Below are 25,644 nucleotides of genomic sequence, written 5' to 3'. Positions count from 1 at the left end.
ACCGCTTCCCGCCCGATACGATACATCAGCACGGGAATGGTGATCGATGTTACAGTGTCCTGTCGGCAAAGCCGAAGACGTGGCGGGCATGGTGGACAGGAGAGAAGCTATGTCCATCGAAACACTTCCCGCCCTTCGTCCCACACGCGCGCCTTGGAACAAGGGCCGCATCGTCGGCCAGAAACGCCCGCTGTTGCCCAAACATGTCTGGTCCATCCGTGTCCGGCTGGAAATGGCCGACAATAAACGCGATCTTGCGCTGTTCAACATGGCCATTGATTGCAAGCTCCGGGGTTGCGACCTAGTCTGCCTGAAGGTGAACGATGTTTACGCCGCAGGCCGTGTCAAGGAGCGCGCCTCGGTCACGCAAAGCAAGACCCGCAAGCCTGTCCGCTTCGAGATCACCGAAACCACGCGACTATCGGTTGAGCGTTGGATCAAAGATCCAGAGATGATCGGTTGCGAATATCTTTGGCCCAGCCGTGTCCATGCCAGCCCGCATCTGTCTACGCGCCAGTATGCGCGGATCATGCGCGACTGGGTTCTGTCGATCGGGCTTGAACCGAGCTCCTACGGCACCCATTCGATGCGACGCACGAAGGTGGCACAGATTTACAAGAAGACGGGCAACCTGCGCGCTGTTCAACTTTTGCTCGGGCACACCAAAATGGACAGCACTGTTCGGTATCTTGGTGTCGACCTGGACGATGCGCTGTCCTTGTCTGAAGGGATCGATCTGTAGTGATATCGCCGACTGGCGAGCCATGCGCTGGTCGGCCCATACCAGCCATTCGCGCTTGAGATGTAATGCTGCGGAGCACTGCGCTTTGCGGTCATTCGCTGCGCAGTGCGTCAAAACGGAAAGTGGGATTGTAGCCGCGAGGATAGACGAAGTGGTAACGACTAAGGATGTGCTCAGACCTGAATTTTCACTTGAGGTGCCACTTTCTGTTGGACTTCCGCGTAAAGGTCCACGTCTGCCTCGGTAGCATCAATTTCGACGACCAATGAGAAACGCGCCTCGCACCGCTCAGGGTCCACATTGCGATTTTCTTTCCACCAGCCCCCGACCGGATAGACGGCAAGAACCCCGCGTTGCGCAAGATCGCTGGCAGCGACGGTAAGCGTGTCAATGTGCAGGGACCCGACGCTGCGGCGATTGTAGCCGAAGTCCCATTCGCCACTGTCTGGACCGTTGTCATCCTGTTGGTCTTCAGCCGCCGTGCGACCGACACGTTGGGTGAAGGCATCGACGCCTTCATCCGCACCCTTCAGGGCAAAGCGCAGACCATGAGATGCGTATCTGTTCTTTCGGCCACGTGCGACCTCCGATGGGTTCGGTTCAATGAAAGTGCTGAGGGCGACGCGCAAAGAAACGTTCTGTCCGACAAGGCTACGGAGAACGTTCGTCGGCCATGGCAGTTCCAACAACCGCATCTCGTTCAATTTACGTCCCGATCCCTTGTTCTCATAGGGGCGGATGGTGTCCTCAACGATCAGTGTAATCGCGCTGCTGGCGCTGCTCAGCGCACGTTCCAAGTTCGGCTGACCGTAACCATATCGGGTAAACATAACATCGTAGGCACCCTTTTTCTTTCGATCCGCTGGCGCAACATGAGACCACATCTGATCAGTCCATCTCGCCGAGCCCACGTAAAGAGCGCGGATCGTCTCTGGCCAAAGGTCGGGATAGGAGGCGCGAAGGATTGCGATTTCACGAGCGGCCAGAGCCGTTGCGGCACTAGTGTCAGAAATGTGTGTGAAAGACCGAGCAGGGTAATTCCGACTGGTCGAAACCAGCATCAAATCAGAATGCTGATTGGGTGTCGTTGAAAGCCCGTCATCGTACCAGTTTCCGCCTTCCAACACGATATCAGGTTTGATCGGCCAGGTTTTGGTCCAACTCGCTGTGCGAGACATCGGTGCCAGGTCTCCGATCTGGGCGAGGGTTGCCCCATGGGTTGGACCTCCAAAACCGCTCATTTCGGTCATCGCACCCACCGCAATTGTGTTCCATGCTTGTGCCGGAGACTCGATCTCGGCTTCATCATTGTCGTCACATTTGGCAAGATAGTTCGCCGTGCCGTCATGCTGAGGAGATAGGTTTCCTGCCGATGCGACAATCAACCTTTGCTGTTTCACAGTGCCAGAACGACCTACGGCAAGTTGGTCCAGTTCGGTGGACCAGGACGTGGGGGCTCCGCTGTGCGGGGTGTCATCATCAGTCGTGGTTGCCAGCGCGAAGGTTCTTAATCTATTCGGCTCGACTTCCACCGCGTTGATCGCTTTCTGGGTCCGATCTCCAAGCAGGTGATAAGGGTTCTGACCCGCATCTGGGATGACTTTCGCCGACTCCAACCGATGAGGGACTTGGATTGCAGATGTGCTTTGCAGATGGGAACGCAAATCCCCGAAGAGAGCCAAGCCTGCCATTCTGGAACCATGACCATCCAGGTCCTCTAGGTCCCAACCGAGCACAGCCACATGGCGATCTGCCGCGTCCAACGCGGGCTGGATCAATGGGTGCGCCAACGTGATGCCCGTATCTAGGAGCGTAACGTAAGACGCATTCTGTTGAGCTTGACGCACATACTGCGTCCGGCCAAGAACATCCTGAACCCACTCGGCCTGTTCTTCCGCTTCTAGGCCATCGACAAAATCGATTGGCACACCAGGTGGGGAAACGGCTCGTACAGAGCCTGTTCCAACGGTCGTTGTGGCCATTTGATCCGTCGTTCCTTCGACTAGAACAACCGTGTCTTCAGGAAATTCTAGGCGGTCGGGATAGACCGTCATCCCTTCTTCGACAGCCTTGGCCACAAAGTCATTGACCTCATCGGGTTCAAGCCAAACCTCCCATGCGATTGGTTCGGCAGATTGCGGAAAGGGCTTAGTAGGGTGTCGCCACAAATCCCGCAGTTCAATCTCGGCAAACATGCCAACACTGTTCGCAAGGTCAGCATTGTAGGGGTTCCTAACACCACTTTTGTTTGGCGGTCGAAGGTCACCAGCGAACTCGTTCAACTTGCCTTTCAGGTTGGTCAACCCATCTTTCGAACGGTTTGCTTTGATGATTGCGCGTCCAGCAATCTGCTGTTCGATGTCGGCATCCTGCGTGGAAAGAAGTGATAGCCCGCTGACGTTGAATTTGTCTGCGATCAAAGGTTCGCCAGGGCGTCCCTCAACAGCGATGTAAGTTGCTTTGGCAGTCTCTGTGACCGGAATGGCATCAAGTTCTGCGACCAACCTTTGTGCATGGGCCTGTCTATCTTGGATTTGGGATGGCCTTGGACTGCCACCCCCGCCGCGACCTTTGAACCCTTTTCTTGTCGCGACACCGTTAACTACGATGTGAGGGAGATTCCGTTCTGCCACTGCTTATACCCAACGCCTGCAAGTCTCGTCGGCGACCAATTGAACGTAACAAATCAGCCGACGTTATTGTCTTTTTCGAATCCAATACTGCCCGACGTGCGGCGTCCATCGCGGCCTGAATTACATCAGAGGATGAAAGGCCGTGGGCCTGCTCAACCACATCGTCCCAGATAACTTCGGACAAATCAAATCCGATCAGGCGGCGCGACATGGCTTTCTGCATCGCTTCGGCGGTGGGTAGATCGTACATCAATACAAGATCGAAGCGGCGAAGGATTGCCTTATCCAGGATTCGCGGCAGGTTCGTTGTCGCGATAATCAATGATGGCCCTGTGTCTTCCTCCATGAATTGGAGAAATGAGTTTAGGGTTCGCCGCGCTTCGCCAACATCATTGTCGCTATCTCTGGTGGCGGCAAGGGCATCGATCTCATCGAACAGGTAGACACCGCGTTGGGTCCTGACGGCCTCGAATATCGCATTCAGTTTGGAGGCCGTCTCCCCCATGAACTTTGAAATCAGCCCGTGCAACAGCACGGAATAGAGCGGAAGCTTCAATTCACCCGCCAATGCCGATGCGCTCATGGTCTTTCCGGTGCCCGGGGGACCCGCCAACAACACACGTTGCCGTGGTGTCAGACCATGTTTCTCCAGGATGTCGCGTTTGCGGAACTCGACGACGAGTTGCTCGAGCTCCGACGACACAGCTTCTGGTAGGATGAGATCATTCAGCCTGGTCTCTGGATAGGCAGTCCCAATGATCGATGCCAACTCGCCCCGTGGCTTGGCGATCAATGTTGGGGTTGGCGTCTGCGACTTAGGTGTCTGCCCCGCTTCAACCCACTGACGAAGCTGTTCGGCTAAACGAGTATGACCCTTTTGTTCCTCTGCGGACGCAAGCTGAAGCGCGAGATCGAAGAATCGTTCTTCGTTCCCCTCAACGTGACTCTTCAAGAGTCCAATGAGTTGCTTTGCGTTGGCCACCAGTTTCGTCTCCCTGTTGCGGGCCATCTTAGACAGTCCTGTGAAAATTGCGAATACGACGTGACGCCATCGATCCAGTTTTTAGAGATTGTTGCACTCTGCACATGCCTTGTGAGGAAAGCACAGCTCTAAAGCGTCTGCTGCTATGCCCTCTTCCGTACCCAAGGCAACGTGATTGCGCCACAACAGCGAACTTCCGCATGCCTGAAGGTTGTCGATGCGGGCAGCGGCGCGACATGGGCGGCCGGGAGGTGGCGGAATGTCCGGTTCCACGTCGAGCCCAGGATGGGTACGCACCCGCAGCGAATGGCAGCTTCCCGCCCACAAAGTCGTCTGCCGCACCTGCAGCCATAGAGCTTTATTATCCGCTACGAGCACCGGCTTCGCAACGACCAGGGAGCAGCCAAACCTGACTGCCCATCAACGCTGGCTGCACCTGTCCTAACCTTTGCGGGGAATCGTGCAGTCGCCGATGCACTCCTCAGGGCGGCGACGGCCAATCCCCTCTTCTGTAGTCGGCGACCATGTCGTGCAAAGCTGCCGGGGCCAGGACCTCGACCCGATCGCCCCATTGGTAAAGATGCCACGCCATCTCAAGCCAGCCGGATGCCGTGAACTCGACCAGCAGGCTGCCATCGGGGTCTTCGGTCATTATCTGTGTTGGATGGAATTCAAACTCGCGTGCTTCTTTAGCCGCGTCAGGGGTGAAGCGCCACCTGACCAACCGATACTCCGCGTCACTGTGATAGGACCCAAACGATTTTTTCGCATAGGCGGCCAGATCAAACTCCGGGTCTCGACGGAACGATTGCCCGGTGATGTTCGCCTCTTTGATCCTGTCTGTCCGGAAACGTCGGAACTCTCGCCGCTTCTTGACATCAACCGCGATCAGGTATTGCCGTGTTCCCAGCAACATGCCGTAGGGCTCCACATGTCGCAACTTGGGTTCAGCGTCTGCTGCACCCTGATAAAGGATCTCCAAAGAAAACGGCGTTTTGAGCGCGATTGTGATGACGCCCAGTATTCTCGGGTCAATCTTCACCTGCGGCCCGGGGCGGCAAGCAAAACCTTGTGCTTCCAGGAGGGCTGCGGCGTCGGTTTGCGCCCGGCGCGCGTCAAGGCTGGGAATTGTCGCTAGCAACCTGTCCCGAATGGATGTGAGGACCCGGGCGTCCTGCTCGGCCCCATCGCGTCGCGCGCGCACAATCGCCATATCAAGCGCCACAAGTTCCGTGTCCTGTAAACCGCGCATCGAGAGGATCGACGTGTCGGGGATCTTCCACCGCCTCCGCCGGTCTGCGTCTGTCGTGCAGGTGTAGGACGGAAAGGCCAGCTCGAACGCGCGCATCATGCGCTGGGCGGTTCTGTGGTTCACCCCGAACTCTTCTTCCACGTCATTCAGACAAATACCGCGATGCCGAGAGTTCGCAATTTCGGCAATCCGCATGAGATCCTGCGCTTTTTGAAACGACATCATGCCCTCCACGTAAGGTTGTGACACCCACGGTAGGACAGAATGGACCAGCAAGCGAGTCGCAGATGACATCCCCTCAGCGCGACCCATTGCTCATCATCATTCGGTTCAGCGGCGCGGCCGCAGCGACCTCACCTGGAACAGGAGTCCTTTATGAACATGAAACTGCCCAAGCCTGCTTACTACTCCGTCAACGACTTGTCTGCGCGATGGGGGTGCACAAATGCAGATATTGCCGGCTGGGCAGCATCGGGGAATTTCGACATGTTGACTGGCATCCCGCCAGTGACCTGCACCGAGGACGTGATCGCAGGCGAGGTGGTGATCCGTCCTTTTGACATGATCTCCATGTTCCGCCGCTGTGGAACCGGGCCACAGGTCGCGCGGGTGCGCAGAGTCCGCAAGAAGGACATACCGGTCTGGTCCTTGATCACGACGCCGCGAAAAGGTGTCAAGGTGTGCATAGCAGACCTGCTCGTCGCCGCGCCACAAGTGCATCGTTTCGAGGAAAAGCACAATTTGCTCGGTCGCATCAGCGGTGCCACCGGCTCCGTGTCACCGTATGACTGGGAAGGCATGCTGCAAGCCTTGACCCTCTACATTCACGAAGAAGGTGTTCCTGACTCCCAAGGGGCTTTGGTATCTGCGATGCTGGATTGGTTCGCCGAGAACGGCGATGCCGATGATCTCCCAGACGAGCGCTCCGTACGGCGCAGGGTCTCGCCTGTTTGGCGTGCGTTGAAAAAGGCGCGCAAATAAACAGAGTGACGGACTTACGCGCTCCTTGCGCGTGGTCCTGCGTCTGCGTCATGGACGACCTTGAGCCGCGGCCGGACAGCGTCGGCCACGGCATCCACCCCTGCCCGCAGGGGCGCGTCCAGCAGATGTGCGTAGCGTTGCGTGGTTTGCAGCTGCGTATGCCCCAGCAATTTGCCGATCATTTCCAATGAGGCGCCACCGCTCACCAGCAGCGAGGCAAATGTATGGCGCAGGTCATGAATGCGCGCGTCCTCGATCTGGGCGACTTTTTGGATGCGGCTCCAGAAGCGTCGGATTTCCTTCACGGGCTGCCCCGGCACATCTCCTGGGAACAGCCAAGGATTGCCCTTGGGCACAAGCAACAGCCGTTCGCGCACAATCGCGGCCACATCCGAGGATATCGGCACCCTGTGCACCTTGCGCTGCTTCGTGGTCGCGGCAGGCTTCGTCCAGATCCCGAGGTCCAAATTGAACTGTTCAAACCGCGCCTGACGAACTTCACCGACACGCGCGCCTGTCAGCATGCACAGGCGGATGATCCCGGCCGCACGTTGATCTTCGTCCGCATCCAATGCGGCGGCCACACGGTCGATTTCCTCTTTCGTCAAAAACCGCTCCCGCGGCGTCTCAACACGACGGTAGAAGCCATTTGCAGGGTTGTCCTCCCGCATGCCCCAATCAATCGCCAGATTGAACATCTTGCGCAGCACTTCACCAACACGGTTCGCTCGGATCGGCGTTCGCTTCGGGCCTTGCAGCTTGCGGGCCCGATTGTTCGGTTTGGCCTTGTGCGGCCGCGCTCTCCCTTCGGCGATCTTGGTCAAAAGCCGATCGACGTCGGATTTGGTGATCTCCGTCACCAGCTTCTTTCCCCAATGCGGGGCCACCAGTTTTTCCAGCATCGATTTATGATCTGCCGCACTTGTCGGGGCAAGCCGAACAGCATGCTCTTTGAGGTATCGATCAATCAGATCCTGCACGCGTGGGACAGACCGCTGCAGGTCACGTTCGGCCAATGGGTCCTGCCCGAGATCAACCGCACGCCGTAGCTCTCGCGCCCGATCCCGTGCTGCCGTGACAGACCATGCTGGCCAACGCGCGAAGGTCATGCGGCGCTGACGCCCGGAAACCCGGTAGTCGAAGGTGAATGCCCTGCCCCCACCCCGATAGACACAGACCGCAAACCCTCGGATGTCATCATCGAAGATCTGATAGTCCCGTCCCGCGACCGGCAACGCCTCCCGCAGCACTTTCTCTGTCAAATGCACTCTGTTGGCCATCGGCACCCTCCTTTCCCGTCATCACGCGTAGAAACGCGGCGCCATCAAGTTAATCATGCGCAACGAACCGGCAGGGTGGCACTGACCGGCAGTGACCGGCAGTGACTTTTCATACCGTGCCGGTCTGCGTGCCACCCCATATTTTATTGCGGTTTTGGCAAAATGCCGGTTGCCGCCTGCAAACGGGGAGGACGTCCTGCACCTCCAAAACTGGGCCGAAACCGCGGAAACAGGGGATTTCTCAATAAAATCAATGACCGGCACAGGTTTTGATTTTCACTGCCGGTCAGTGCCACCCTTGCCACCCCTGAATGTTGCTCAAATTGGCTCAAATCCCGCGAATGTGGCTGAATCCGCCGCTACAGCGATCGCGCAGCGCGTTTTGAATCACCAGCAGTCGATGCCAAGATTATTTACAACCGCTGTAAATTTTGCCGCAGCGCAGCGTGAACTCCGCAATCGTCAATAAAACAGGGGGTGGCACGCATACCGGCAAACTTTGCAAAGTCACTGCCGGTCACTGCCGGTCAGTGCCACCCTGCCACCCCTCCTGGTGTGTTTTGGATGAGAGACCACATTCGCCGACACCCGGCGATCATCGGGAGAACATGACATGACACAGATGTGCACCGACGCCGGTCGGTCATCGAATTCAGAGGGCCCCACGCTTCTGAGCGGCTGGATCAGCCGGCCTGCCCTTGCCCTGGAACTTGGCGTATGTGAGGAAACGCTCCGGCGCTGGGCGGATGCGCGCCGAGGGCCGCCATACATCCGAGCCGGACGCAAGATCCTCTACCGACGCAGTGCCGTTCTCGACTGGCTGGAGGAGCAAGAGACGATCGGCCAGCGTCGTGGACGCCGGGGGGCACGTCGATGAATATTCCCCTGCCCTTCCGTGCGCAAAGCCGCCGCCGGCGCGGCGCGCGCGATGATAGCCGCCAGGACTGGATCGACGAGCGCCTGCGCGAGGCCCGCATCGTGGTGGCCGATGTGGTGCACCATTCCGACCACATGGTGCGGCTGGCCTGCAATGTGCTGGTCCAGCATGGCCAGACGCCCGAGGAGCGCGAGGATGCCCGCATCCTGCTGGTCGTTCTGGGTGGTAAAGCCCATGGCCGCGGCCGCCCCGCCTCGGCCGATCCGGAGGACCGGCGATGAAGACGCGCGGAACACCGGAGGCGGACCTGCAGCGCGCTGTGGTCAGCGCTTTGCGGGTCGTCCTGCCCAAAGGGGCGATCGTGCATCACAGCGCCAACGAGGTTGCGCAGGCCGGGCCTCGGGGCGCCAAGCGCCAGGCCATCCTGACCGGCATGGGGGTGCATCCCGGCTTTGCCGATCTGGTGGTGCTGTGTGATAGCCGTGTGCTGTTTCTCGAGCTCAAATCCCGCAAGGGGCAGCTCAGCCCGGCGCAGCGGGCGTTTCGCGACGCGGTGCAGGCGCAAGGGTTTGGCTGGGCACTGGTGCGCTCCTTGGATGACGCGCTAGGCGCACTGGCGGATCACGGGTTCACCACACGGGTGGTCGGCGCTGTCGGCAGCCCGGCGCTGGGCGTCTCCGGGTCTCGACCTTGTTCCGGGAGGGCGTCGTCATGAGCCACGCCGCCACCAATTGGGCGATCCAGCAACGCGGGCTGAAGCCCACAACGAAGATTGTCCTCTGGCATCTGTGCGATCGTTACAATCCCGACTTCGGGTGTTTCCCGACGCAGGAGCGCCTGGCTCTGGATTGCGAGATCGGCCGCGCCACGCTGAACCGGCATCTCGACGATCTGGAGGCCCGTGGTCTGATCCGCCGGGTGCCGATCATCGACACCAAAACCGGCCAGCAGCGCCCAACCCGGTATCTGCTCGGCTTCGAGCTCACTGGCCTGACCAAGGGCACGCCGGATCCTGATGGCGGGTCCGAAACCCCGTCACATCCACCTGCAGCGCCGCTAGAAACCCCGTGTCTCGATTTGGGACACGGGGATGTAGCCGAATCTGCCATGCAGGGCACGGGTGCGCAGCCCCCCACCCCAGCTCCGCCGTGTCTCGAACCGGGACACGGGCCCGTGTCTCATTTTGGCGCAAACCCGTGTCTCAAAAATGGCGATTCCCGTGTCTCAAAATGGGACACTAACCCTGTAAGGGAACCTTTAAGTAAACCAGTAAATGAGGAGGAGGGCGCGCAGGCGCGCGCGAGCCGCGATGAGGATTTTTTTGGCGCGCTGCTCACGGCGCTGGGCGTCGATCCCAGCGGCGCCCTGCCCGGCTGGTGGCAAGGCTGGCCACCCCGGGAACACGTCCGGCGCTGGAAGATCGATCTCGGTCTGACCGAGGCGGAGATCGTTGCGGCAGCGTCGGCCTCTCGGGACACCCACCCTGCCCCGCCGGATGGGCCCAAGGCGCTTGACCGCGTCATGCAGCGTGCAGCCCGGCGCAAGGCGGAAGCAGCAGGCGCACCGCGTCGCGCCTCGGAGAAGGCCGCCACCGCGTGCATGGCGAGCCCGCCCAGCGCCGATCCACCCGCCTTCTACGCCGATTGGGTCAACTCGGACCGCTACCTGCCCTCCAACGCCATCACCAACGCCATGCGCGATCAGATGTTGAACCGCGGCCTCGTCACCGCCCAGCGCCTGCGCGAAAGGAACATCCAGTGAAACACGATCAAAGCCTGCACGGCCGCTCCGGCACAGGCGCCCGCGCCAAGCGTAGCTTGAGTATTCAGCAGGCCCTTGAATGGGCCTTCCGGGTTGAGCAAGCCCAGCTCGACCTGCCCGAGCCTGGGACCGATGATGGGGAACCCCGCAGCTTCGGATTGGAACACGTGCTGGCGCAGCGCGCCGTCCTTGGCACCGCTGTCGACGGCGGGCGCTACAAATTGGGCAGCTACACCCATCCCGACGCCGAGGTCATCGCTGCGATTGTCGCCGGGCTCCCCGACAGTCACGGCGGCAAGCGCATGGCCATTCGTGTGGCAGAGCTCGCGCGGGCGGGGATGACGCCAGACTGGATGCCGGGGGCCGTGCCGCGCTGTGTGCCCGTGGATGTCCTTGAAAACCAGCATGGACCAAAAGCTGTCACAATCGTCGTTGGCACCGAGCGTGTCTGGTCCCGCGGAAAATGGCGAACCGTTGAGGTCCTGGCCTGCCCCGTCATATGGCGGCCCTATCCAGAGCAGATCAACGCCGCGCGACGCGCGTATCACGACTGGTGGCAGGCGCTAGAGTACTTGCGTGACGGATTGCAGGCCGTGGGGTTGCTGCGAGAGGTTGAGGTTACAGGCGTGATGCCGAAATGTCGGCCGTGGGAGCGAAACCAGCCATAGCGTGGGAACGATCATCATGGGCAACCGCGTGGTTGATCCGTAGCAGCCTGTCGCGCCTCTACGCGCATTTTGCTTAAGCAGCCGTTCAGGCTCGGGGCAGCGACGGGGTAAGCCCGACACTCTGCGCACGGTCGGGCAGAGCGCTGCATGAAGCGCGAGACCGACGTTGAGGGCGGAAAGCGGCCACTCATTGTTCTCCACAGCGACACTCGAAGGCCGCCACTGCGGGCACTCGATCGCAAACCCTTGAAGCAGATCGATGGGTTCGGACTTTATCACCGAGAGGCATGTCCATGGGATTTGCTGCAATGGAAATATTGTGTAAAATTCATCAAGTTGAGCCAATCTGCGTCACCATATCGAGAGGCAGTCATGATTATTGAAGCCATTTCCCGTTTGAAGGCGTCCGAGGTTATCCTCGCCCCCGAAGACCGGGCGGTTCTCGAACTGGTGTTCGACGCGCCCCGCTCTGTGACGGAGATCGCCGTCCGGGCCGGGGCGCTGATGCCCGACCTTACCGTGACAGCGCGCAGCGCCTTCGAGATGGATAGCGACCGCTATGTTTTTCTCGATTTCGAAACTGTCTCGCCCCGGGGTAACGAACGGGCGCTGTTCTCCCTGGCGCGGGCACTGCGGCCCGAGATGGAGGCGGTCGAGGCGCACCCGGTGCTGCCCGATTCCATCATCGGCGCCGTCGCGGTGGGGGCCACCAGCCCCGAGAGCTTTCCCGCCCTGTGCGAGACGCCGCGCCGCGACGACCTACCGTTCGGCTGGGTGCATCCGGTGATCCGCACGACGCAGGCCTGGCAGACGACGCGCGGCGCGGGCGTCACCGTAGCGGTGATCGACACCGGCCATTCCACTCATCAGGAACTGCACGGCGCGATCCGCGTGCAAGGGCAGCGCAATTTCGTCGAGGGAGGCAGCGATGCGCAGGATCGTTTCTCGGACGGGTTCCTGAAGCACCCTGGCCACGGTACCGTGGTCTGCTCGGTTGTGGCGTCGCGCGGGAGGGCGGACGAGCAGGGCAACACCACCGGCCCCGGCGCGATCACCGGCTCGGCGCCTGAGGCGACGATCCTGCCGATCCGGGCCATCAGGTCGGTCATCAATTTCAACCAGTCCAATGTTCCCGCTGCCATCGCCCACGCAGTCCGCGAGGGCGCGGATGTCATCACTTTCGCGATGGGCGGTCCGTCGCGGGTGGCGGCGACTGAACGCGCGCTACGCGATGCCGTCGCCGCGGGGGTAATCATCACCTCGGCCGCCGGAAACTGCTGGCCCTGGGTCGTCTTTCCCGCCGCCTATGCGCCGGACGGGCTGTGCTGTGCCGTAGCCGCGTTGACGCCGGGTCTGACGCCCTGGGCCAAGTCGGGGCGCGGCCCGCAGGTGACGATCGCCGCGCCAGGCGAGCAGGTCTGGGCCGCCGCCAAGAACAAGGCGACCGACCCCGATGCTGGTGTTCGTCCGGCGCAGGGCACGACCCTGGCCACTTCGCTGACCGCCGGGGTGGCCGCGCTCTGGGTCGCGCAGCACGGCGGGCGCGCCGCGCTTAAGGCGCGCGCCGATGCGGCGAGGACAACAGTGCAGGCCATGTTCAACCGCTGCGCCACCGCAGGGCTCGTGCCGCCGCCGGTGTGGAACGGTGCAGCCGATCTGGGCGCAGGGCTCCTGGATGCCCAACGCACGCTGGACGCCCCGCTGCCCACCGGTCCCACTGGGGCCGAGGCGGTGGCCGATGCGCAATTGCCGCCGCAGGGGGCGCAAAGCACGCTCAATGTCGCGGTCACCGCGCTGGCTGCGCAGATGCCCAAGGCGGCGGCTGAGCTGGACGCTGACCTTGCCGATCACGCCGCGGAAATCCTCTGGCTGGCCTATCGCAACGCGGCGCGCGAACGCGCCGTTGCCACCGGCCATGCCGAGGCGCTGGCCGCCGTGCCCGATGCGCCCTCCGGTGCGCTTGCCGCGGAACTGGCCACTCGCCCTGCGCTGGCAAGGGCGCTTGGCCCGGTCTAGGCCATGCTGACCGCCGCAGCCTTGGCCGCCGTGATCGCAGCCCACCGTCCCGTGGTGGATGAGACTCTGCGCTTTCTCGGCGCCGGGGCGGCGGAGTACAATCTCGATGCGATCGAGGTGCAGGCCATGCTGCGCGGGCGCGATACCGCCGATATGCTGCTGTCGCTGCTGGACCAGATGCAACAGACGGATGCCTTCCTTGTCATGCTGCGCGCCCGGCAGATCGCGCTGCCGCAGGGCGCACCTGCACCCTTCGCCCCCCTGCCCGCGGCACATGACATGGCCATCGGGCAGGTCACCGAGGGCGGCTTCGACCTGGACGAACTGGGCCGCTTCGCCTTCAGCGCCAAGGCCTTTCGCTGCCGCATCCTGATCGATGGCGCGCCGTGGGGATCGGGCGCCTTCGTCTCACCCCGCCTTGTGCTGACCGCGGCCCATGTCATCGAATCGCTGACGCACGGACAGCGGCTGGAGGTGATGGCCGAGGACGGGACGCGCCATGTCGCCCGCAAGGTCTGGGACTCGCCCTGCCACCCGGACGAGCACCTGGGCGGGTTGCCCCCGACAGCCGCCGCCGTCAGCAATGCCGACGCGGCGCTGCTGAAGCTGCTGCATCCGGTCGGGCGCCGCCTTGCCGCCATCAGTCTGCCCGAGGGGCTGGACCCGAACTGGACCGGCCCACGCCACCTGTTCCTGGTGCATTTCCCGCAAGGCGAGGACACAGGCGGGAGCCCCGGGCGCGTGCTGCGCAACCCGGGCGAACTGCGCCTCGTCCATGACATCGCGACCGAGCCGGGTTCGTCTGGCGGGCCGGGCTTCGACCGCGGGCTTCGCTTCGTCGGTCTGCACCAGGGGCGACTGCGGGGGGGCAACAACCGCCGTCTGGTACCGTTCGACCGTTTTGCTGCCAATTCCGCCTTTCGTGACGAGATCGCCGCCGACAGCCGGTTGCGCGCGCTCTGGTCGCTGGACGGCTCGCCCGACGGACATCTGGTGCTGGGGCGCAGCCTTTTCGTCGATGCGGCCCGCGCGCTTGCTCTGGGCGAGGTGCCAATGCTGGCCGGTCTGTGGGTCCGCCGCGCGGATACCGCGATGTCAACAGGCCTGTCCTTCAGCCACCGCATCCTGACGGCCCTTCTGCAGGGGCTGGACGTTGCTGCCGATGTCACGCTGATCCCGACGGAACAGGCCAGCGGCGACCTGATCGCCACTATCGACAGTCTGACCGGTGCCGATCCCGCAACGCCCCGCGCCGGGGTGCGCGGCGACGAGACCACGCTAACCGCCAGCGATGCCGACCGCGCCGCCGCGCTGATGGATCGCCTCGGCGCCCTTGCCGCAGCCGGGCGCCAACAATGGCTGTTCTTCGAGAACCCGCCCGAAGGTTTGGGCCAGCGCGCCCAGTTCCAGATGGAGCATATCGTGCGCCTTGCACTGCGCATCGCGGGCGTGCATGTTGTGCTGGCCGGATTCGAGACCTACGGCCTGGTCGACACCCGTTTCGAAAGCATTGATGACGTCCACACCTCGACCCGCCCGGGCCTGCTGGTCGAGATTCTGGGCGACACACCCGTCGCCGACATCCGCGCAACTCTGACCGAGGCCTGCCGCGACACAGGTCTGGAATGGTCCCCGGACATCATCCGGCACGAGGTTGAACAGGCGCTTGCCGGCTTGCCGCACCCTAGCGAACGTCTGGCGGCCGAGCATCTGGGCACCGTCGCGCTGCGTCTCGCCGAAACCCTCCGCCAGAGGCTGGCGGCATGACCGCGCGCCAGCCAGATCCGGGGGCCGTGCGCGACCTGCACGCTCGTCTGCGCACCGATGCCGCCCTGCGCGGCGGCTTTCGCCCGGCACAGACGTTGGCCGCTTTAGTCGGCGGCCTGCCCGAGGACGACCTGGTGATCGCCGCCGCCCTGTCGGCACTGCGCGCGGACAGCACAGTCACCCGGGATGAGGAGGGGCAGATCTGGACCCTGCGCCCGGCCGTGCGCCGCAAGGTTCTGCAAACGACCCCGGACAGCGCTCTGGCGGCGCATGACAGCGCGGTCGCACAGGCCCTGACCGGTAGTGCGGGCTACCAACCAGACGCCATCCGCCGCCTTGTGCGTTATGCCGAAGGCGCCCGCCCGGCACCCGCCTCCGTGCTGGCGCGGCGGTTGCACACGCTGGAAAGGGCAGGCCCGAAGGCCCCGGCCCACGATCAGGTCGTGGCCCTGCGCAGCGCCCTGAACGCCGCGGAACAGCGCGCCCGCGCCACCGACCTTCTGTCGGGCGGTGTCTTCGGACGCGAGGCCGAACAGGCGCGCATCGCCGAGTGGATCGCCAAACCGCATCGCCAGACGCCGGTTCGCAGCCTGCACGTCTCGGGACTGCCGGGCATCGGCAAATCCTACCTTCTGCAAGCCGCCGTGCGGGCGGCCTCGGCCGGCGATACCGGGGTTCTGACGGTGTGGCTAGATTTCGACCGCTCGGGTCTCGCCGTCACCGACGCCACCGCGTTCTTCGAAGAGGTCTCGCGCCAGATCGGAGACGCGCTGCCCTCCTCGGCGGCAGCGCTGCGCGACATCCGTCTGCAAGCCGCACGCGAACGCAGCGCGCTGTCCGCGCGTGAAGCCGCCTATGCCCTGCCGCGGCAGTTGCTGTCCGCCATGGGCCGGATCGTGTCAGTCCAGCCCCGGCCGGTTCTGATCGTGCTGGACACTCTGGAGGTGCTGCGCGCCCGCGGCGAAACCGCCGTGATGCGGTTGTTCGAGAATCTCGACATCCTGCTGGCCGAAGGTGTCGCGCCGCTTGGCGTGATCTCGGCTGGGCGGGGCGACGCGCTGGACCCGGTGCCCGACCGGTGCGGCGACAGGGTGATCCTAAGGGGCCTGCCGGACAGGGTGGCCGACAGCTACCTTGCGGCGCAGAAGGTGCCAGACACGGCCCGCGCCGCGATCCTGAGCATGGCGCAGGGCAATCCGCTGCTGCTGAAAATGAGCGCGCGCGCCCATGCCGACGGGCTGTCGCTGTCCGAGGCACCAGGCGCGGGGCCAAACACGGCGGGTGCGTATCTCTACCGCGCGATCCTGTCGCGGCTCGATCCTCCGCTGAACGTTCTGGCACAGGCCGGGCTGGTGCTGCACTGCATCCACCCTGAGTATATAGGCACCATCCTGGCCCCCGCGCTGGACCTTTCCCTGACCGAGAGACAGGCTGAGGCCCTGTTTGATGACCTGGGGACCCAGCACTGGCTAGTCGAGGCCGACAGCGGCGGCGGCTGGCTGCGCCATCGCGCCGACATCCGAGCGGCGTTCCTGCCGCTGCTCTATGCAGACCAGCCGCAGCTGGCCGCCCGCGTCAACGCCCGCGCCGCCGAGGTGCTCGCCGACACGGACCCGAGCGCCGCGCTCTATCACCGGCTGCAACTGACGCGCACGGGGGCGGATATTCCGGATATCGACCCCCTGGCCGCCACCCGGCTTGGCGCCACGATGATCGACGAACTTCCGCAGAAGGCCCGCGACGCGCTGCGCCGTGCCCGGGGAGAACGGTCGGACAATTTCCGCGCAGGCTCGGGCGATGCGCCGCCTGACACCGCACCGGTTTACTGGATGGACACGACCGATAACGACTCCATCGCGCTGCGGCCATCGCTCTACCCCGTGCAACGCCCCGTTCCCGCCTTTGCCCATGACCACGCCACCGGACGCCTGACGACGGGGTTCACCCGGGCTCCCCGTCCGCTGAACCCGCGCCTGACCGACGATCTGCGCCTGATGCTGACCGGCGGCGACCTGCGCGAGGCGGCCTATCTGGTGGAAAAGGCGCTGTCCAACCCCTTCCGGGCCGACGACCCCGGCGCGGTGGTGTTGCTGGGCTATCTGTGGCTCTCGGGCACCTGGGCCTCGGCCCTGCGGCTCTGGCGGGCCATGGGCGCACCCTGCGACGACCACGACCCAGCGCTCGCCCGCCTGCTGCGCGAGATCGACGCCGAGGCGCGTTTCGTCACGGCGCGCCGTCGCCTGCCCGATCTGCCCGCGCCCCCCGCCTCCGGGCGCAGCGCGCTGCTGGGCTCGGCCTATGACGTGGCGCTGGCAACGACCGGCGATCCGGAGCCCTCGCCCTCGGATGGACGACTGGGGGCCGAGGCCCTGCTGGCACCATGGATGCCAGGCATGAATGAAAGCGCCGCAACACGTCTTCGGGCCGAGGCCGAGGTGCGGCGCGAACGCTCCGGCGTGTCGCTGACCCCCGACCTGCCGGACGCGCTACGGCCCGGTGTGACCATCGCCCCAATGATCCCGCATCTGGTGCCCCTGACCGCGCTGGCCACAGACCGCACGGGCGCGGCGCGGGCGGCTTGGCTGGCCGCACTAGCGCCGCGCCTGCACGGCATCCTGCGCCTTCAGGCACCGTGGATCACCATGGCGCCGGACAATCTGGCACGCGCGTTGGACACACCTTTTGACATGCTTGACCTGCTGGCCGCCTGCGGTTTGCTTACCGAGGCGGCAACCGCCATGGCCTTGGCGCTGCGCGACGCCGAGACCGCGCGACTGGCCGTCTCGGCCGAGCGCTGGCGGCGGCTGTCGCACGGTCTGTGGACGTTGTCCAAGCGCCCGCCGAAGGGCTGGCAGGGACCGGTCGGCCTGGACGCCGTGACGCAGCACCTGCTGGCCATGCCGCCCCGCGATGCCGACCGCCTGGCGCAGCTCTGGCTGCCCGAGCCCGAGGCGCGGACAAGGTTGTCCGGCCGCCTCAAGGGCCGGATGCCGGACGGCGATACTGCTGCGCGCGCCTTGGCGGCGCTGCGCCGCGACCTGCCGCCCGGGCTGGTCGTGCCCGCGGCTCTGTCCCAACCTGAAGAATTCGACTGACACTTTTTAGCAGAGGTCTTGACGATGAACAGCACCCCGATCTCCGACCGCAGCCGCGACCTGATCCGCCGCGCCGCCGAACGCGGCAACCCGGTCCTGCGCGAACTGGGCCTTGATCCAGATGATGTCGCCACCGCTTTTCTTGCCCCCGGCTCGACGCTGGAATCCGCGCATCCGCCGATGTTCTTGGAGGCGATCGTGCGGATGGCGGGCCGCCCGCCGCTGATGGTGCGCAACGACCGGGTCGAGGGCAAGACGTCGCTGCTGGAAGACGCCAATGACGGCACCGCCTTTCCCCATGACATCGCTGACCGCATTACCGCGGTCGAGCGTTTCCTGCCCTCGGTCGGGCGGGTGGAGTTCGTGAACCACGCCAAGTCCTGGGGCGGTACCGCCTGGGTGGTACAGGACGATCCCGCCGGGCCGTTGATTGTCACCAACCGTCATGTCGCCACCGAGATCGCGCGCCGCACCCATCGCGGCGACGGCGTGTTTCTCTTCGCGCCGACCAGCAGCGCCCGCTACGGCGCGCGCTTTAACACCGCCGAAGAGCCCGGTATGCCCGCCGACGCCGCGCGCTTGCACCGGGTCGAAGGGTTCACCTACATCGCCGACGCCTTTCAGGCCGATGTCGCGCTCGCCCGTCTGCACCTGCCCGCCGGTGCGGCGCCGGTGGCGATGCCGCTGGCCGACAGCGACACTGACAGCGGCGAGCTGGTGGCGGTGGTGGGCTACCCCGCCGCCGATCCCTATCGCAATGATCCCGGCGCGATGGAACGGTATTTCCGTGGTCTCTACGACATCAAGCGCTTCTCGCCCGGGCGAATCACCGCCGCGGGCCCAGACGAGGTGCTGTCGCATGACTGCACGACGCTGGGGGGCAACTCCGGCTCGCCCGTCATCAGCCTGGAACGCCGCGTCGCTGTGGGCTTGCATTTTGCGGGCGAATACGGCGTCGCCAACAGCGCGGTCCGCGCCAGCACCCTGCGCGCCCTGATGGTCGGCGAGCGCGGGTTGGTCCCCGGCACCGCCATGCCCGACCTGGACGAGCGCCGCGATCCGCTGCGCCCGGCCGACCATTTCGCCGGGCGTCCCGGCTATGACCCACAGTTCCTGCGCGTGGCCGAGGTGCCGCTGCCGGTGGTGCCAGGCTGGCTGGACCTCGCCCGCCCCTCCGACGCTAGCGCCGAGTGCCCGTTCGAGCTGCGCTATCGCCACTTCTCGGTGCTGCATTCGGTGTCCCAGAAGATGCCAGCGCTCTGCGCGCTGAACATCGACGGAAGTCGGATGCGCCCGCTCAAGCGGCGCAACATCGCCTGGGGCAAGGACATGCGCCTGCCCGAGGCGATCCAGCTGGGCGGCGCCGACTACGGCGACCCGGAGATCGACCGCGGCCACCTGGTGCGGCGCGCGGCGACGAACTGGGGCCCCGATGACGACACCGCACGGCAATCCGATGCCGACAGCTTTCACTACACCGTCTGCGCGCCGCAACATGCCGACCTGAACCGCAATACCGAGATGTGGCTGGGACTGGAGAACTACATCCTGTCCTCCACTGCCACCCACGGTTTTCGCGCCAATGTGATGGCCGGGCCGGTCTTCACCCCCGACGACCCGCCGCTGGGAGATACCGGCGCCACGATCCCCCTGGCGTTCTGGAAGGTTGTCACCATGCTGGCGCAGGACGAGGACGAGGTGCTGCGCCTGCATGTCACGGCATATGTCCTCAGCCAGGGGCAGCTGATCCAGGCCATGCTGGCGCGGCAGGGCCGCAGCGAAGTCATCGAAGGCTTCGCCTTCGGTGCGTTCCGTACCTTCCAGGTGCGTCTGGCTGATCTGGCGGCAACCTTGGGCTACGACTTCGGCACCCTGCCGGGCTTGGACCCGCTGGCACGCCGGGTCGAGCGGTCCGAATCTGCGGCCGTGCCGCTGCGCCCGATCGACAGTCTTAATGATATTGTTCTCTAGTAAGGTAATTACTCCGCGACGTGACTCGCGGCTAACCTTCTGGGACATGCGCCACAACACATGAAGGACAATCAAGCCCAGGACCATCGTGACATGACCTATACTGAGATTGTGGCCAAGATCGACACCAAATGTACTGCGATTTTTACCGCATCCACCTATCGCGACCAGATCCTAAAAAGCGGCTACATGCATCAGCTTTATACATATTTGCGCAGTCAGGAGCGAGACGATGACCCCGCAAGCCTGATGGCGGAAGGCATGCTCCTACACCCACAGACCGGGGGATCAGTCGACGAAGAAATAACCGTCCAAGGACATGTGATGCGGTTCAAGACGGTCGATTTGATGGGTGACCCGAGAACCTTCGAAGCCAACCTGCGATCTCTCGTGTCAGAACGGTAATCGGTACCGACACGTGAAAAACCCGAAAAAATTGCGATCTTTTAAAAAAGTGACTCCGATTCACATTGAGGGTTTACAAGCTGCCCCCCTTGACATACACCTTGATCATCGAAGAGCTGCGCCCGGATGAAAGTTCACCCGGGCGCTTTTTCTTTGAACATACGGTCCCGCGCTGGGCACCACGTCAGCTCGCCCGTAAACGCGTCACGACTTTCTTCACCAACTTCGTCCTGAGACCAACCCATGCCCCAGTCTCGCCGCTTGTCGCTCCTTGAGGCGATGACCAATGTCGTCGTCGGCTACGCGCTGGCCGTGCTCACACAGCTGATCGTGTTCCCGTGGTTTGGGTTAACCGCGAGCCTGCAGGACAACCTTGCCATCGGCGCAGCTTTTGTCGGCGTCTCATTGATCCGCAGCTACGCGCTGCGCCGTGTGTTTGAACGCTGGCGATAATCTGTGCCGTCACGCAGGCGGCAACCTGTACACGGTCCCCCTGCCCGGTTCTTTTTGCGACGTAATCGGCAGACCAAGACGTTTCTTCAGAGCGGACGAAATCACCGCGCGCGCCGTGTGCGGCAACCACGCCGTGGCCGCCACGATCTCTTTTATGGACGCGCCGTCGGGGCGTTGCAGCATCTCGATCACCTGAGCCTGCTTCGTGCCGGCGCGCTGGGCGGGAGTGTCAGACGCGCTGGGCGCGACCTTCTGCGTGCGGGCTTTTCGAACGGCTGCGGTAACTTGCGCCACAAGGGGCTCAATGCCGATGGCTTCAAGTCCGGACGCGGTGGCCACCAGCGTGGTGCCGTGACCATCGCCGGTTTCGCGCCAGAGCGGCTCGCCCTTGCGCAGGTCTGCATCGACCTCCTCAAGCCAACCGCGATCGGTCATCATCGTGACGACCTTCCTGGCGGCAGCGCCGTGCAGACCCTCGGGCAGCGGCATGGCCAGATTGCCCGGGCGTGTCGCCGCGCGGCTGAGGATCAGGTTTTGGGTATCAGTGAGTTTCAGCATCGTGTCCTCTGGTGGTCAGGGACAACGCGTCGCGCGCTGCCTTCTACCAGATGGAGCCCGCAGTTTGGCGGGCCGGGCGCGATGCAGCATGACTGGTGTCGCTCTGACACCGATGACAATCAACTCGATAAAGGTGGCCCATGAACGTGATCTTGCGCGATCTCGACCAGACCCGTGTACATTTCGAAGTGGCGATCCACCGGGTTGGCGAACAGGCAGCCGCGCGCGCCTTTAACCGCGCGCTCAACTCCGAGGGTATGATGCCCACTGGATGGGACTGAAACAGGCGGCTGGGTGCAACATGGACAATGGGCTGATCGCGGACAAGTTCCGGGCCTGGTGCAAGGACAAGGGCATTGCCCTGGATGCGCCCAGCATCGAGAAGGCATTCCGGAACTTCTGTGCCAAGGTGGGCAAGGTCTGATCACATGCCCACCAAAGCGCCCACCTCTGCGCCCATGTCTCCCGCCCAGGCTGCCCAGATGAAAGGCGTCAGCCGCAGAACCATCATGCGAGCGATAGAATCCCGAGATTTACAGGCATTTCGTGACAATCGAAATCACTGGAAGATCGATCCGCAAGCACTTGATAAGTGGGCATACGCCCAGTGGACGCCCAGTGTGCATGCCCACCCTGAAGTGCCCACCTTGCCCACTCCTGATCTGGCGATTTCACTTGCACGCGCCGAGGCAGAGCGGGACGCGCTGCGGGAACAGCTGGAGCAGATCAAGGAAGATCGGGATCACTGGCGTAGGCTGGCAGAGCGACAGCAGGGCCTTCATCAGGAAGGTCAATGGCGTCCCAGCTTTTGGCGACGCCTTCTGAAGATACGATGAAGTTCTTCGAACAAAGCTATTGATCGATGGGGAATCTCCTATAGGCTACGATTTCATCTAGTAAGAGAGTGAAATGTCAGTGGACAAGCAAGGCAAAGGAAGCGGCGAAGGCTCTGTGGAGCGCAACACATCCAGATCCAGTGAGAACAAGCCTCACCCAGTCACGAGCGCCGTCAACAAAACAAACGATTCAGTGGACAAAATACTGAAAAAATAAGCGCATAGCTGCTAATGCACAAAACAGGAGAACGACATGTCCGAGAAGCTCAGCAACACGCCTTCGTCGCCCAACACCCAGAAATCTGGTTCAGGGTCATCTTCTGGTAGTTCTCCGGTGACAGCCGCACGAGACAGCACTGCAACAAAGGTCGCAAACGTGCTTAACGGTAAGAAATGATTCAATGGAGTATATAATCCTCGCCGTAATAGTAGTCGGTATATTATCCCTATTAGGGCGAGGAAAGATGAGATCTTCCAGGGGATGTTGCGCAAATCCTGATATCCTTTTATCTTCGAGCAAGTACTATTCCAGTAAGTGCCGAAACTGTGGCACGGACTTCCCATGAATGAACGCACGACAGGTGGAGAGTACTATGAGTGGATATGAGTGGCTGACCATCAAGTGTGATGATGAAGACTGCCGAACAATTTACGAAGTTCAAGCGAAGTTCAAGCATTGAAAACAAGTTTCCAGAACACGGGATTCACCCATTGTCCAAAATGCTTTGAGGAAATGAACGTACGTAATAAAGGATACCCTGGCGGGCTTTGGTCTGTAAACAATGACACACGTCGCATTGTGGGGAGGTGGTAGGCAATGAGTATGTCGTATGAATGTTGTGCTTACAAGGATGGAAAGCCGTGGAAATTCACCAGCGTTGTGGCTAATTCTAGAGCTGAGGCTGAAAGCCTTGCATGGCAAAAATTCCGCGAGCTGGGCATAAGTCCTGAGCGTGTGACAGTAAAATAATTAACATTCTAAGGTTCGTGATGCCATACTTTTCAAACTGCTGGAGGTGCAATCCCGATAATTCTTTTCGGGGCGTTGATCGAAACTGCCCGAAGTGCTCAGGGAGTGGTGTGGATTGGCGTGATGACAATGAGCTCCCATCTTATGACAGCCAAAGCGGGCTAAACATCAACGATTTAAGAAAAAAGGGTAGTATCAGAGCTCCTGGTAAAGGAAATATGGTGCTCAATTTTACGTACAGCGAAAGAGCGCCAAGTGAATCTGAATTTGCAGATCAGCGCAGAAACCCACGGGCAATCACGTTCGGAGGCTCTGGAAGGAAAAATAAATCAACGTCTGATGGCAAGACTGGTTCAGATAGATCAAAATTCCCTTGGTTTTGGGTGTTAGTATTATTAGCAGTAATGTATTTTGTTTTTGCAAGGTGATGAAAAATGGCAGAATTTATAAATTCATGTCAGAACTGTGGTTCTACTGCCAATGCTAATCGGGTTGAGTGTTGCTCAGTATGTGATGGTGCTTTTTGTAATAACTGTAAATTCATATTAAGATCTTCTATTGATCGAAATATAACAACTGAAGTGTGCCCACACTGTAAACGAGTTACTTCAACCCGTACGATAGGTATCATACAAAATTACCGATAACATCTTGTATAGGCCCGTTTATAGAGACCATCCACGATCTCGCTGAGCCGTTCGTTCGATCTCGCGCTCTAGCTCTTCTGTGTGGCCAGCAACTTGTTCACGGCATCGACCAAGGCTTTCGTTTGCTGCGTCTGCTCGGTCAAGGCTGTGTCCAAGTCCTGCAAGTGCTCGGTCAAAGCGGTCTGTCGCGCCTCGATCTGTTGAATCCGGGCCCCAATCTTCGCGGACCAGTCTTGCAAGGCGCTCTCCATGACCTTTGAGGCTTTCAGCGAGTTCTCGGACCCGCGCGCCAAACTCTCGAACTGTGCGAGCAAGGCGCGCTCGAAGGGGGTCAACTGGTCCATGATCTACTCCGGCATTGGTAGGGCCGCGCAGGGCATGACCTGTCCCTCGCTGCGGCATGTCATCACTTCCGTCCCCTCGGGCAGTATCAGATAGGTCCGGCCCTCGAACCAGAACCTCTGATATTGCGCGATCCCCTGGGGCGGGGTCGGGTTGGTCAGCGAGTGCCAGGCCCATAAGCCCCCCACCATCACCCAGGTCGCGATCAGCGCCACCCACCACCAGCGCGCGATCGCGTTCACGGTCTCCAGCTGAGAGGTCCATCTCGCGTTCATCTCGCGGATAGCGTCGTGCGTGGAAATCAGCTCGGCTTCCGATACGCGCATCAAGTTCTCGGCGAGCTTCTTCAGCTCGGCCGAGGTCAGGGCCTCGATCTCGGCCATCTGCGTGGCGTGTCGCGCTTGCAGCCGCTCGGTCAAGCTCTGCGTCATAAGTCCAGTCCTTCTCGTAAATCCGGCCCTTGAGGCGGAAGCGCTCTTCCGTCTCGGGGTCTTGCACGGTGATGTAATCCTTGCCCTGCCGGGGAACGGTCATGCCGGCGTCTTCCAGCGCCGCCACCATCCCGGCGCGGTCCTGGATGAGACCGGCACCCACAAGGTCTGTCAGGAGGCCGTGGAGGGCTTCCCTGCCCTCACGCAGGGAAAACCCCTCCAGATCGCGCACAGGGGCGCTGTGCAGCTCTCTGGCGCGCTCCGGATCGTCTGGCCGCGCCCAGCCATGGGAATGGTTCAGACAGTCCCGTAGCGGCCTGAAGGTGCTTTCCCAGCCCGGCGGGGCAATGTTCAGGGCTTTTCCGGTGGTCAGCTCCAGGCGAGGGGTCACGAAGTGAAGCTCTACCCGCCCGCCTTCGGTGTGCTGATGACGCACCCAGGTGATGTCATATTGCTCGGGGTCGAGACCCGCGAAGGCCAGCGCCTCCAGCTCATCCATGACCAGGCGCTGCTGATCCTCGGTCGGCGCGTCCTCCAGGGCGAAACTGACCACGCCATGGGTGTAGCTCCACTTCCGGTCAATGCTGTCGATCAGGTCCCGCGTCCGGTCCATGTCACCGCGCAGAACCTCGGGCGGAGCATGGTCGCGGCCCTCGCGGTCCGGGGCGGTCAGATACTGCGCGATGGTCCCACCCCCGCCCCGCCCGCCGCTGGTGAACTTAATCAGCATCACGCGGCCTCTCATGTGCAGCACGCAGAACGGCCAGCTCCCGGTCGATCTCGATCAGCTTCACCAGGAGGGAGACGGTTTCCACCGGAGAGCGGCGGTTCGCGGCGCGGGCCAGCTGGTTGAGGTTGTTCCCGATCCGGGCCAGCTCGCGCACCAGATCGGGGTCAACGCGCGGGGCCGCACGCCGGGTGCGCAGGCGTTGTCCGGAAAGAGCCGCGCGGATCAATTCGGACAACAAGGTCCGCAC

General features: G+C 62.3%; 25 protein-coding genes. 18 read left to right on the top strand and 7 right to left on the bottom strand.

Annotated features, from left to right (window positions below):
• Positions 1–109 precede the first annotated feature (109 nt).
• On the top strand, positions 110–742 hold the full coding sequence (locus tag ACK3EW_RS21415; RefSeq protein ID WP_493807773.1) for a tyrosine-type recombinase/integrase: 633 nt from the start codon (positions 110–112) through the stop codon (positions 740–742).
• A gap of 173 nt (positions 743–915) precedes the next feature.
• Here ACK3EW_RS21415 and ACK3EW_RS21410 read toward each other — a convergent pair whose 3' ends face one another.
• The 3 genes from ACK3EW_RS21410 to ACK3EW_RS21400 form a co-directional block, all read right to left on the bottom strand.
• Entirely contained in the window at positions 916–3,162 is a 2,247-nt protein-coding gene (locus ACK3EW_RS21410) for a S8 family peptidase (protein ID WP_493807772.1), read from the bottom strand.
• A 178-nt stretch (positions 3,163–3,340) separates the two neighbouring features.
• Positions 3,341–4,357 (bottom strand): AAA family ATPase, encoded by a 1,017-nt coding sequence (locus ACK3EW_RS21405; RefSeq protein ID WP_493807771.1) that lies wholly within the window; start codon positions 4,355–4,357, stop codon positions 3,341–3,343.
• 481 nt (positions 4,358–4,838) lie between these two features.
• A complete protein-coding gene (locus ACK3EW_RS21400; protein WP_493807770.1) occupies positions 4,839–5,831 on the bottom strand; it encodes a helix-turn-helix transcriptional regulator in 993 nt (330 codons plus the stop codon).
• A 153-nt stretch (positions 5,832–5,984) separates the two neighbouring features.
• On the opposite strand from ACK3EW_RS21400, the gene ACK3EW_RS21395 reads away from it, so the two are divergent.
• Positions 5,985–6,590 (top strand): hypothetical protein, encoded by a 606-nt coding sequence (locus tag ACK3EW_RS21395; protein WP_493807769.1) that lies wholly within the window; start codon positions 5,985–5,987, stop codon positions 6,588–6,590.
• Between the two features lie 14 nt (positions 6,591–6,604).
• Here ACK3EW_RS21395 and ACK3EW_RS21390 read toward each other — a convergent pair whose 3' ends face one another.
• A complete protein-coding gene (locus ACK3EW_RS21390; RefSeq protein WP_493807768.1) occupies positions 6,605–7,870 on the bottom strand; it encodes a tyrosine-type recombinase/integrase in 1,266 nt (421 codons plus the stop codon).
• Between the two features lie 91 nt (positions 7,871–7,961).
• On the opposite strand from ACK3EW_RS21390, the gene ACK3EW_RS21385 reads away from it, so the two are divergent.
• From ACK3EW_RS21385 to ACK3EW_RS21330, 12 genes are all read left to right on the top strand, one after another.
• Complete coding sequence (locus ACK3EW_RS21385) at positions 7,962–8,339, top strand: hypothetical protein (RefSeq protein WP_493807767.1); 378 nt, start codon at positions 7,962–7,964, stop codon at positions 8,337–8,339.
• 144 nt (positions 8,340–8,483) lie between these two features.
• The gene (locus ACK3EW_RS21380) at positions 8,484–8,747 is read left to right on the top strand and encodes a helix-turn-helix domain-containing protein (RefSeq protein ID WP_493807766.1); all 264 of its coding nucleotides are present in this window, start codon (positions 8,484–8,486) and stop codon (positions 8,745–8,747) included.
• The gene (locus ACK3EW_RS21375) at positions 8,744–9,028 is read left to right on the top strand and encodes a hypothetical protein (protein ID WP_493807765.1); all 285 of its coding nucleotides are present in this window, start codon (positions 8,744–8,746) and stop codon (positions 9,026–9,028) included. Before ACK3EW_RS21380 ends, ACK3EW_RS21375 begins: the two co-directional genes overlap by 4 nt.
• Positions 9,025–9,462, top strand: a complete 438-nt coding sequence (locus ACK3EW_RS21370; protein ID WP_493807764.1) for a VRR-NUC domain-containing protein — start codon at positions 9,025–9,027, stop codon at positions 9,460–9,462. Before ACK3EW_RS21375 ends, ACK3EW_RS21370 begins: the two co-directional genes overlap by 4 nt.
• The gene (locus ACK3EW_RS21365) at positions 9,459–10,508 is read left to right on the top strand and encodes a helix-turn-helix domain-containing protein (protein ID WP_493807763.1); all 1,050 of its coding nucleotides are present in this window, start codon (positions 9,459–9,461) and stop codon (positions 10,506–10,508) included. Before ACK3EW_RS21370 ends, ACK3EW_RS21365 begins: the two co-directional genes overlap by 4 nt.
• The gene (locus ACK3EW_RS21360) at positions 10,505–11,176 is read left to right on the top strand and encodes a hypothetical protein (protein WP_493807762.1); all 672 of its coding nucleotides are present in this window, start codon (positions 10,505–10,507) and stop codon (positions 11,174–11,176) included. Before ACK3EW_RS21365 ends, ACK3EW_RS21360 begins: the two co-directional genes overlap by 4 nt.
• Positions 11,177–11,548: 372 nt before the next feature.
• Positions 11,549–13,192 carry a S8 family serine peptidase gene (locus tag ACK3EW_RS21355; protein ID WP_493807761.1) on the top strand — a complete coding sequence of 548 codons (1,644 nt, stop codon included), beginning with the start codon at positions 11,549–11,551 and terminating at the stop codon, positions 13,190–13,192.
• Positions 13,193–13,195: 3 nt separating this feature from the next.
• The gene (locus tag ACK3EW_RS21350) at positions 13,196–14,959 is read left to right on the top strand and encodes a trypsin-like serine peptidase (protein WP_493807760.1); all 1,764 of its coding nucleotides are present in this window, start codon (positions 13,196–13,198) and stop codon (positions 14,957–14,959) included.
• A complete protein-coding gene (locus ACK3EW_RS21345; RefSeq protein ID WP_493807759.1) occupies positions 14,956–18,054 on the top strand; it encodes an AAA family ATPase in 3,099 nt (1,032 codons plus the stop codon). The genes ACK3EW_RS21350 and ACK3EW_RS21345 overlap by 4 nt, the downstream gene beginning before the upstream one ends.
• A 24-nt stretch (positions 18,055–18,078) precedes the next feature.
• Complete coding sequence (locus tag ACK3EW_RS21340; RefSeq protein ID WP_493807758.1) at positions 18,079–20,025, top strand: DNA/RNA non-specific endonuclease; 1,947 nt, start codon at positions 18,079–18,081, stop codon at positions 20,023–20,025.
• A gap of 93 nt (positions 20,026–20,118) precedes the next feature.
• Positions 20,119–20,430: a hypothetical protein gene (locus tag ACK3EW_RS21335; RefSeq protein WP_493807757.1), complete on the top strand. Its 312-nt coding sequence runs from the start codon at positions 20,119–20,121 to the stop codon at positions 20,428–20,430.
• Positions 20,431–20,673: 243 nt separating this feature from the next.
• On the top strand, positions 20,674–20,883 hold the full coding sequence (locus ACK3EW_RS21330) for a DUF7220 family protein (RefSeq protein WP_493807756.1): 210 nt from the start codon (positions 20,674–20,676) through the stop codon (positions 20,881–20,883).
• A gap of 9 nt (positions 20,884–20,892) precedes the next feature.
• Here ACK3EW_RS21330 and ACK3EW_RS21325 read toward each other — a convergent pair whose 3' ends face one another.
• Positions 20,893–21,441, bottom strand: coding sequence for a DUF3489 domain-containing protein (locus ACK3EW_RS21325; RefSeq protein WP_493807755.1), 549 nt, complete (start codon positions 21,439–21,441; stop codon positions 20,893–20,895).
• Between the two features lie 140 nt (positions 21,442–21,581).
• On the opposite strand from ACK3EW_RS21325, the gene ACK3EW_RS21320 reads away from it, so the two are divergent.
• The 4 genes from ACK3EW_RS21320 (at position 21,582) to ACK3EW_RS21305 (ending at position 23,675) form a co-directional block, all read left to right on the top strand.
• The gene (locus ACK3EW_RS21320; RefSeq protein ID WP_493807754.1) at positions 21,582–21,722 is read left to right on the top strand and encodes a hypothetical protein; all 141 of its coding nucleotides are present in this window, start codon (positions 21,582–21,584) and stop codon (positions 21,720–21,722) included.
• Complete coding sequence (locus ACK3EW_RS21315; protein WP_493809791.1) at positions 21,713–21,865, top strand: hypothetical protein; 153 nt, start codon at positions 21,713–21,715, stop codon at positions 21,863–21,865. The genes ACK3EW_RS21320 and ACK3EW_RS21315 overlap by 10 nt, the downstream gene beginning before the upstream one ends.
• Positions 21,807–22,277: a helix-turn-helix domain-containing protein gene (locus ACK3EW_RS21310; protein ID WP_493809770.1), complete on the top strand. Its 471-nt coding sequence runs from the start codon at positions 21,807–21,809 to the stop codon at positions 22,275–22,277. The genes ACK3EW_RS21315 and ACK3EW_RS21310 overlap by 59 nt, the downstream gene beginning before the upstream one ends.
• Before the next feature lie 1,080 nt (positions 22,278–23,357).
• Positions 23,358–23,675 (top strand): hypothetical protein, encoded by a 318-nt coding sequence (locus ACK3EW_RS21305; protein WP_493807753.1) that lies wholly within the window; start codon positions 23,358–23,360, stop codon positions 23,673–23,675.
• 237 nt (positions 23,676–23,912) lie between these two features.
• On the opposite strand, the gene ACK3EW_RS21300 is transcribed toward ACK3EW_RS21305, so the two are convergent.
• Both ACK3EW_RS21300 and mobC read right to left on the bottom strand, forming a co-directional pair.
• Entirely contained in the window at positions 23,913–25,400 is a 1,488-nt protein-coding gene (locus ACK3EW_RS21300) for a relaxase family protein (RefSeq protein ID WP_493807752.1), read from the bottom strand.
• The gene (gene mobC / locus ACK3EW_RS21295) at positions 25,387–25,632 is read right to left on the bottom strand and encodes a plasmid mobilization relaxosome protein MobC (protein ID WP_493807751.1); all 246 of its coding nucleotides are present in this window, start codon (positions 25,630–25,632) and stop codon (positions 25,387–25,389) included. Before mobC ends, ACK3EW_RS21300 begins: the two co-directional genes overlap by 14 nt.
• Positions 25,633–25,644: the final 12 nt, after the last annotated feature.

The sequence above is a fragment of the Marivita sp. NO-S04 genome (genome assembly GCF_059070475.1).
This window is presented reverse-complemented; position numbering and strand designations above follow the sequence as displayed.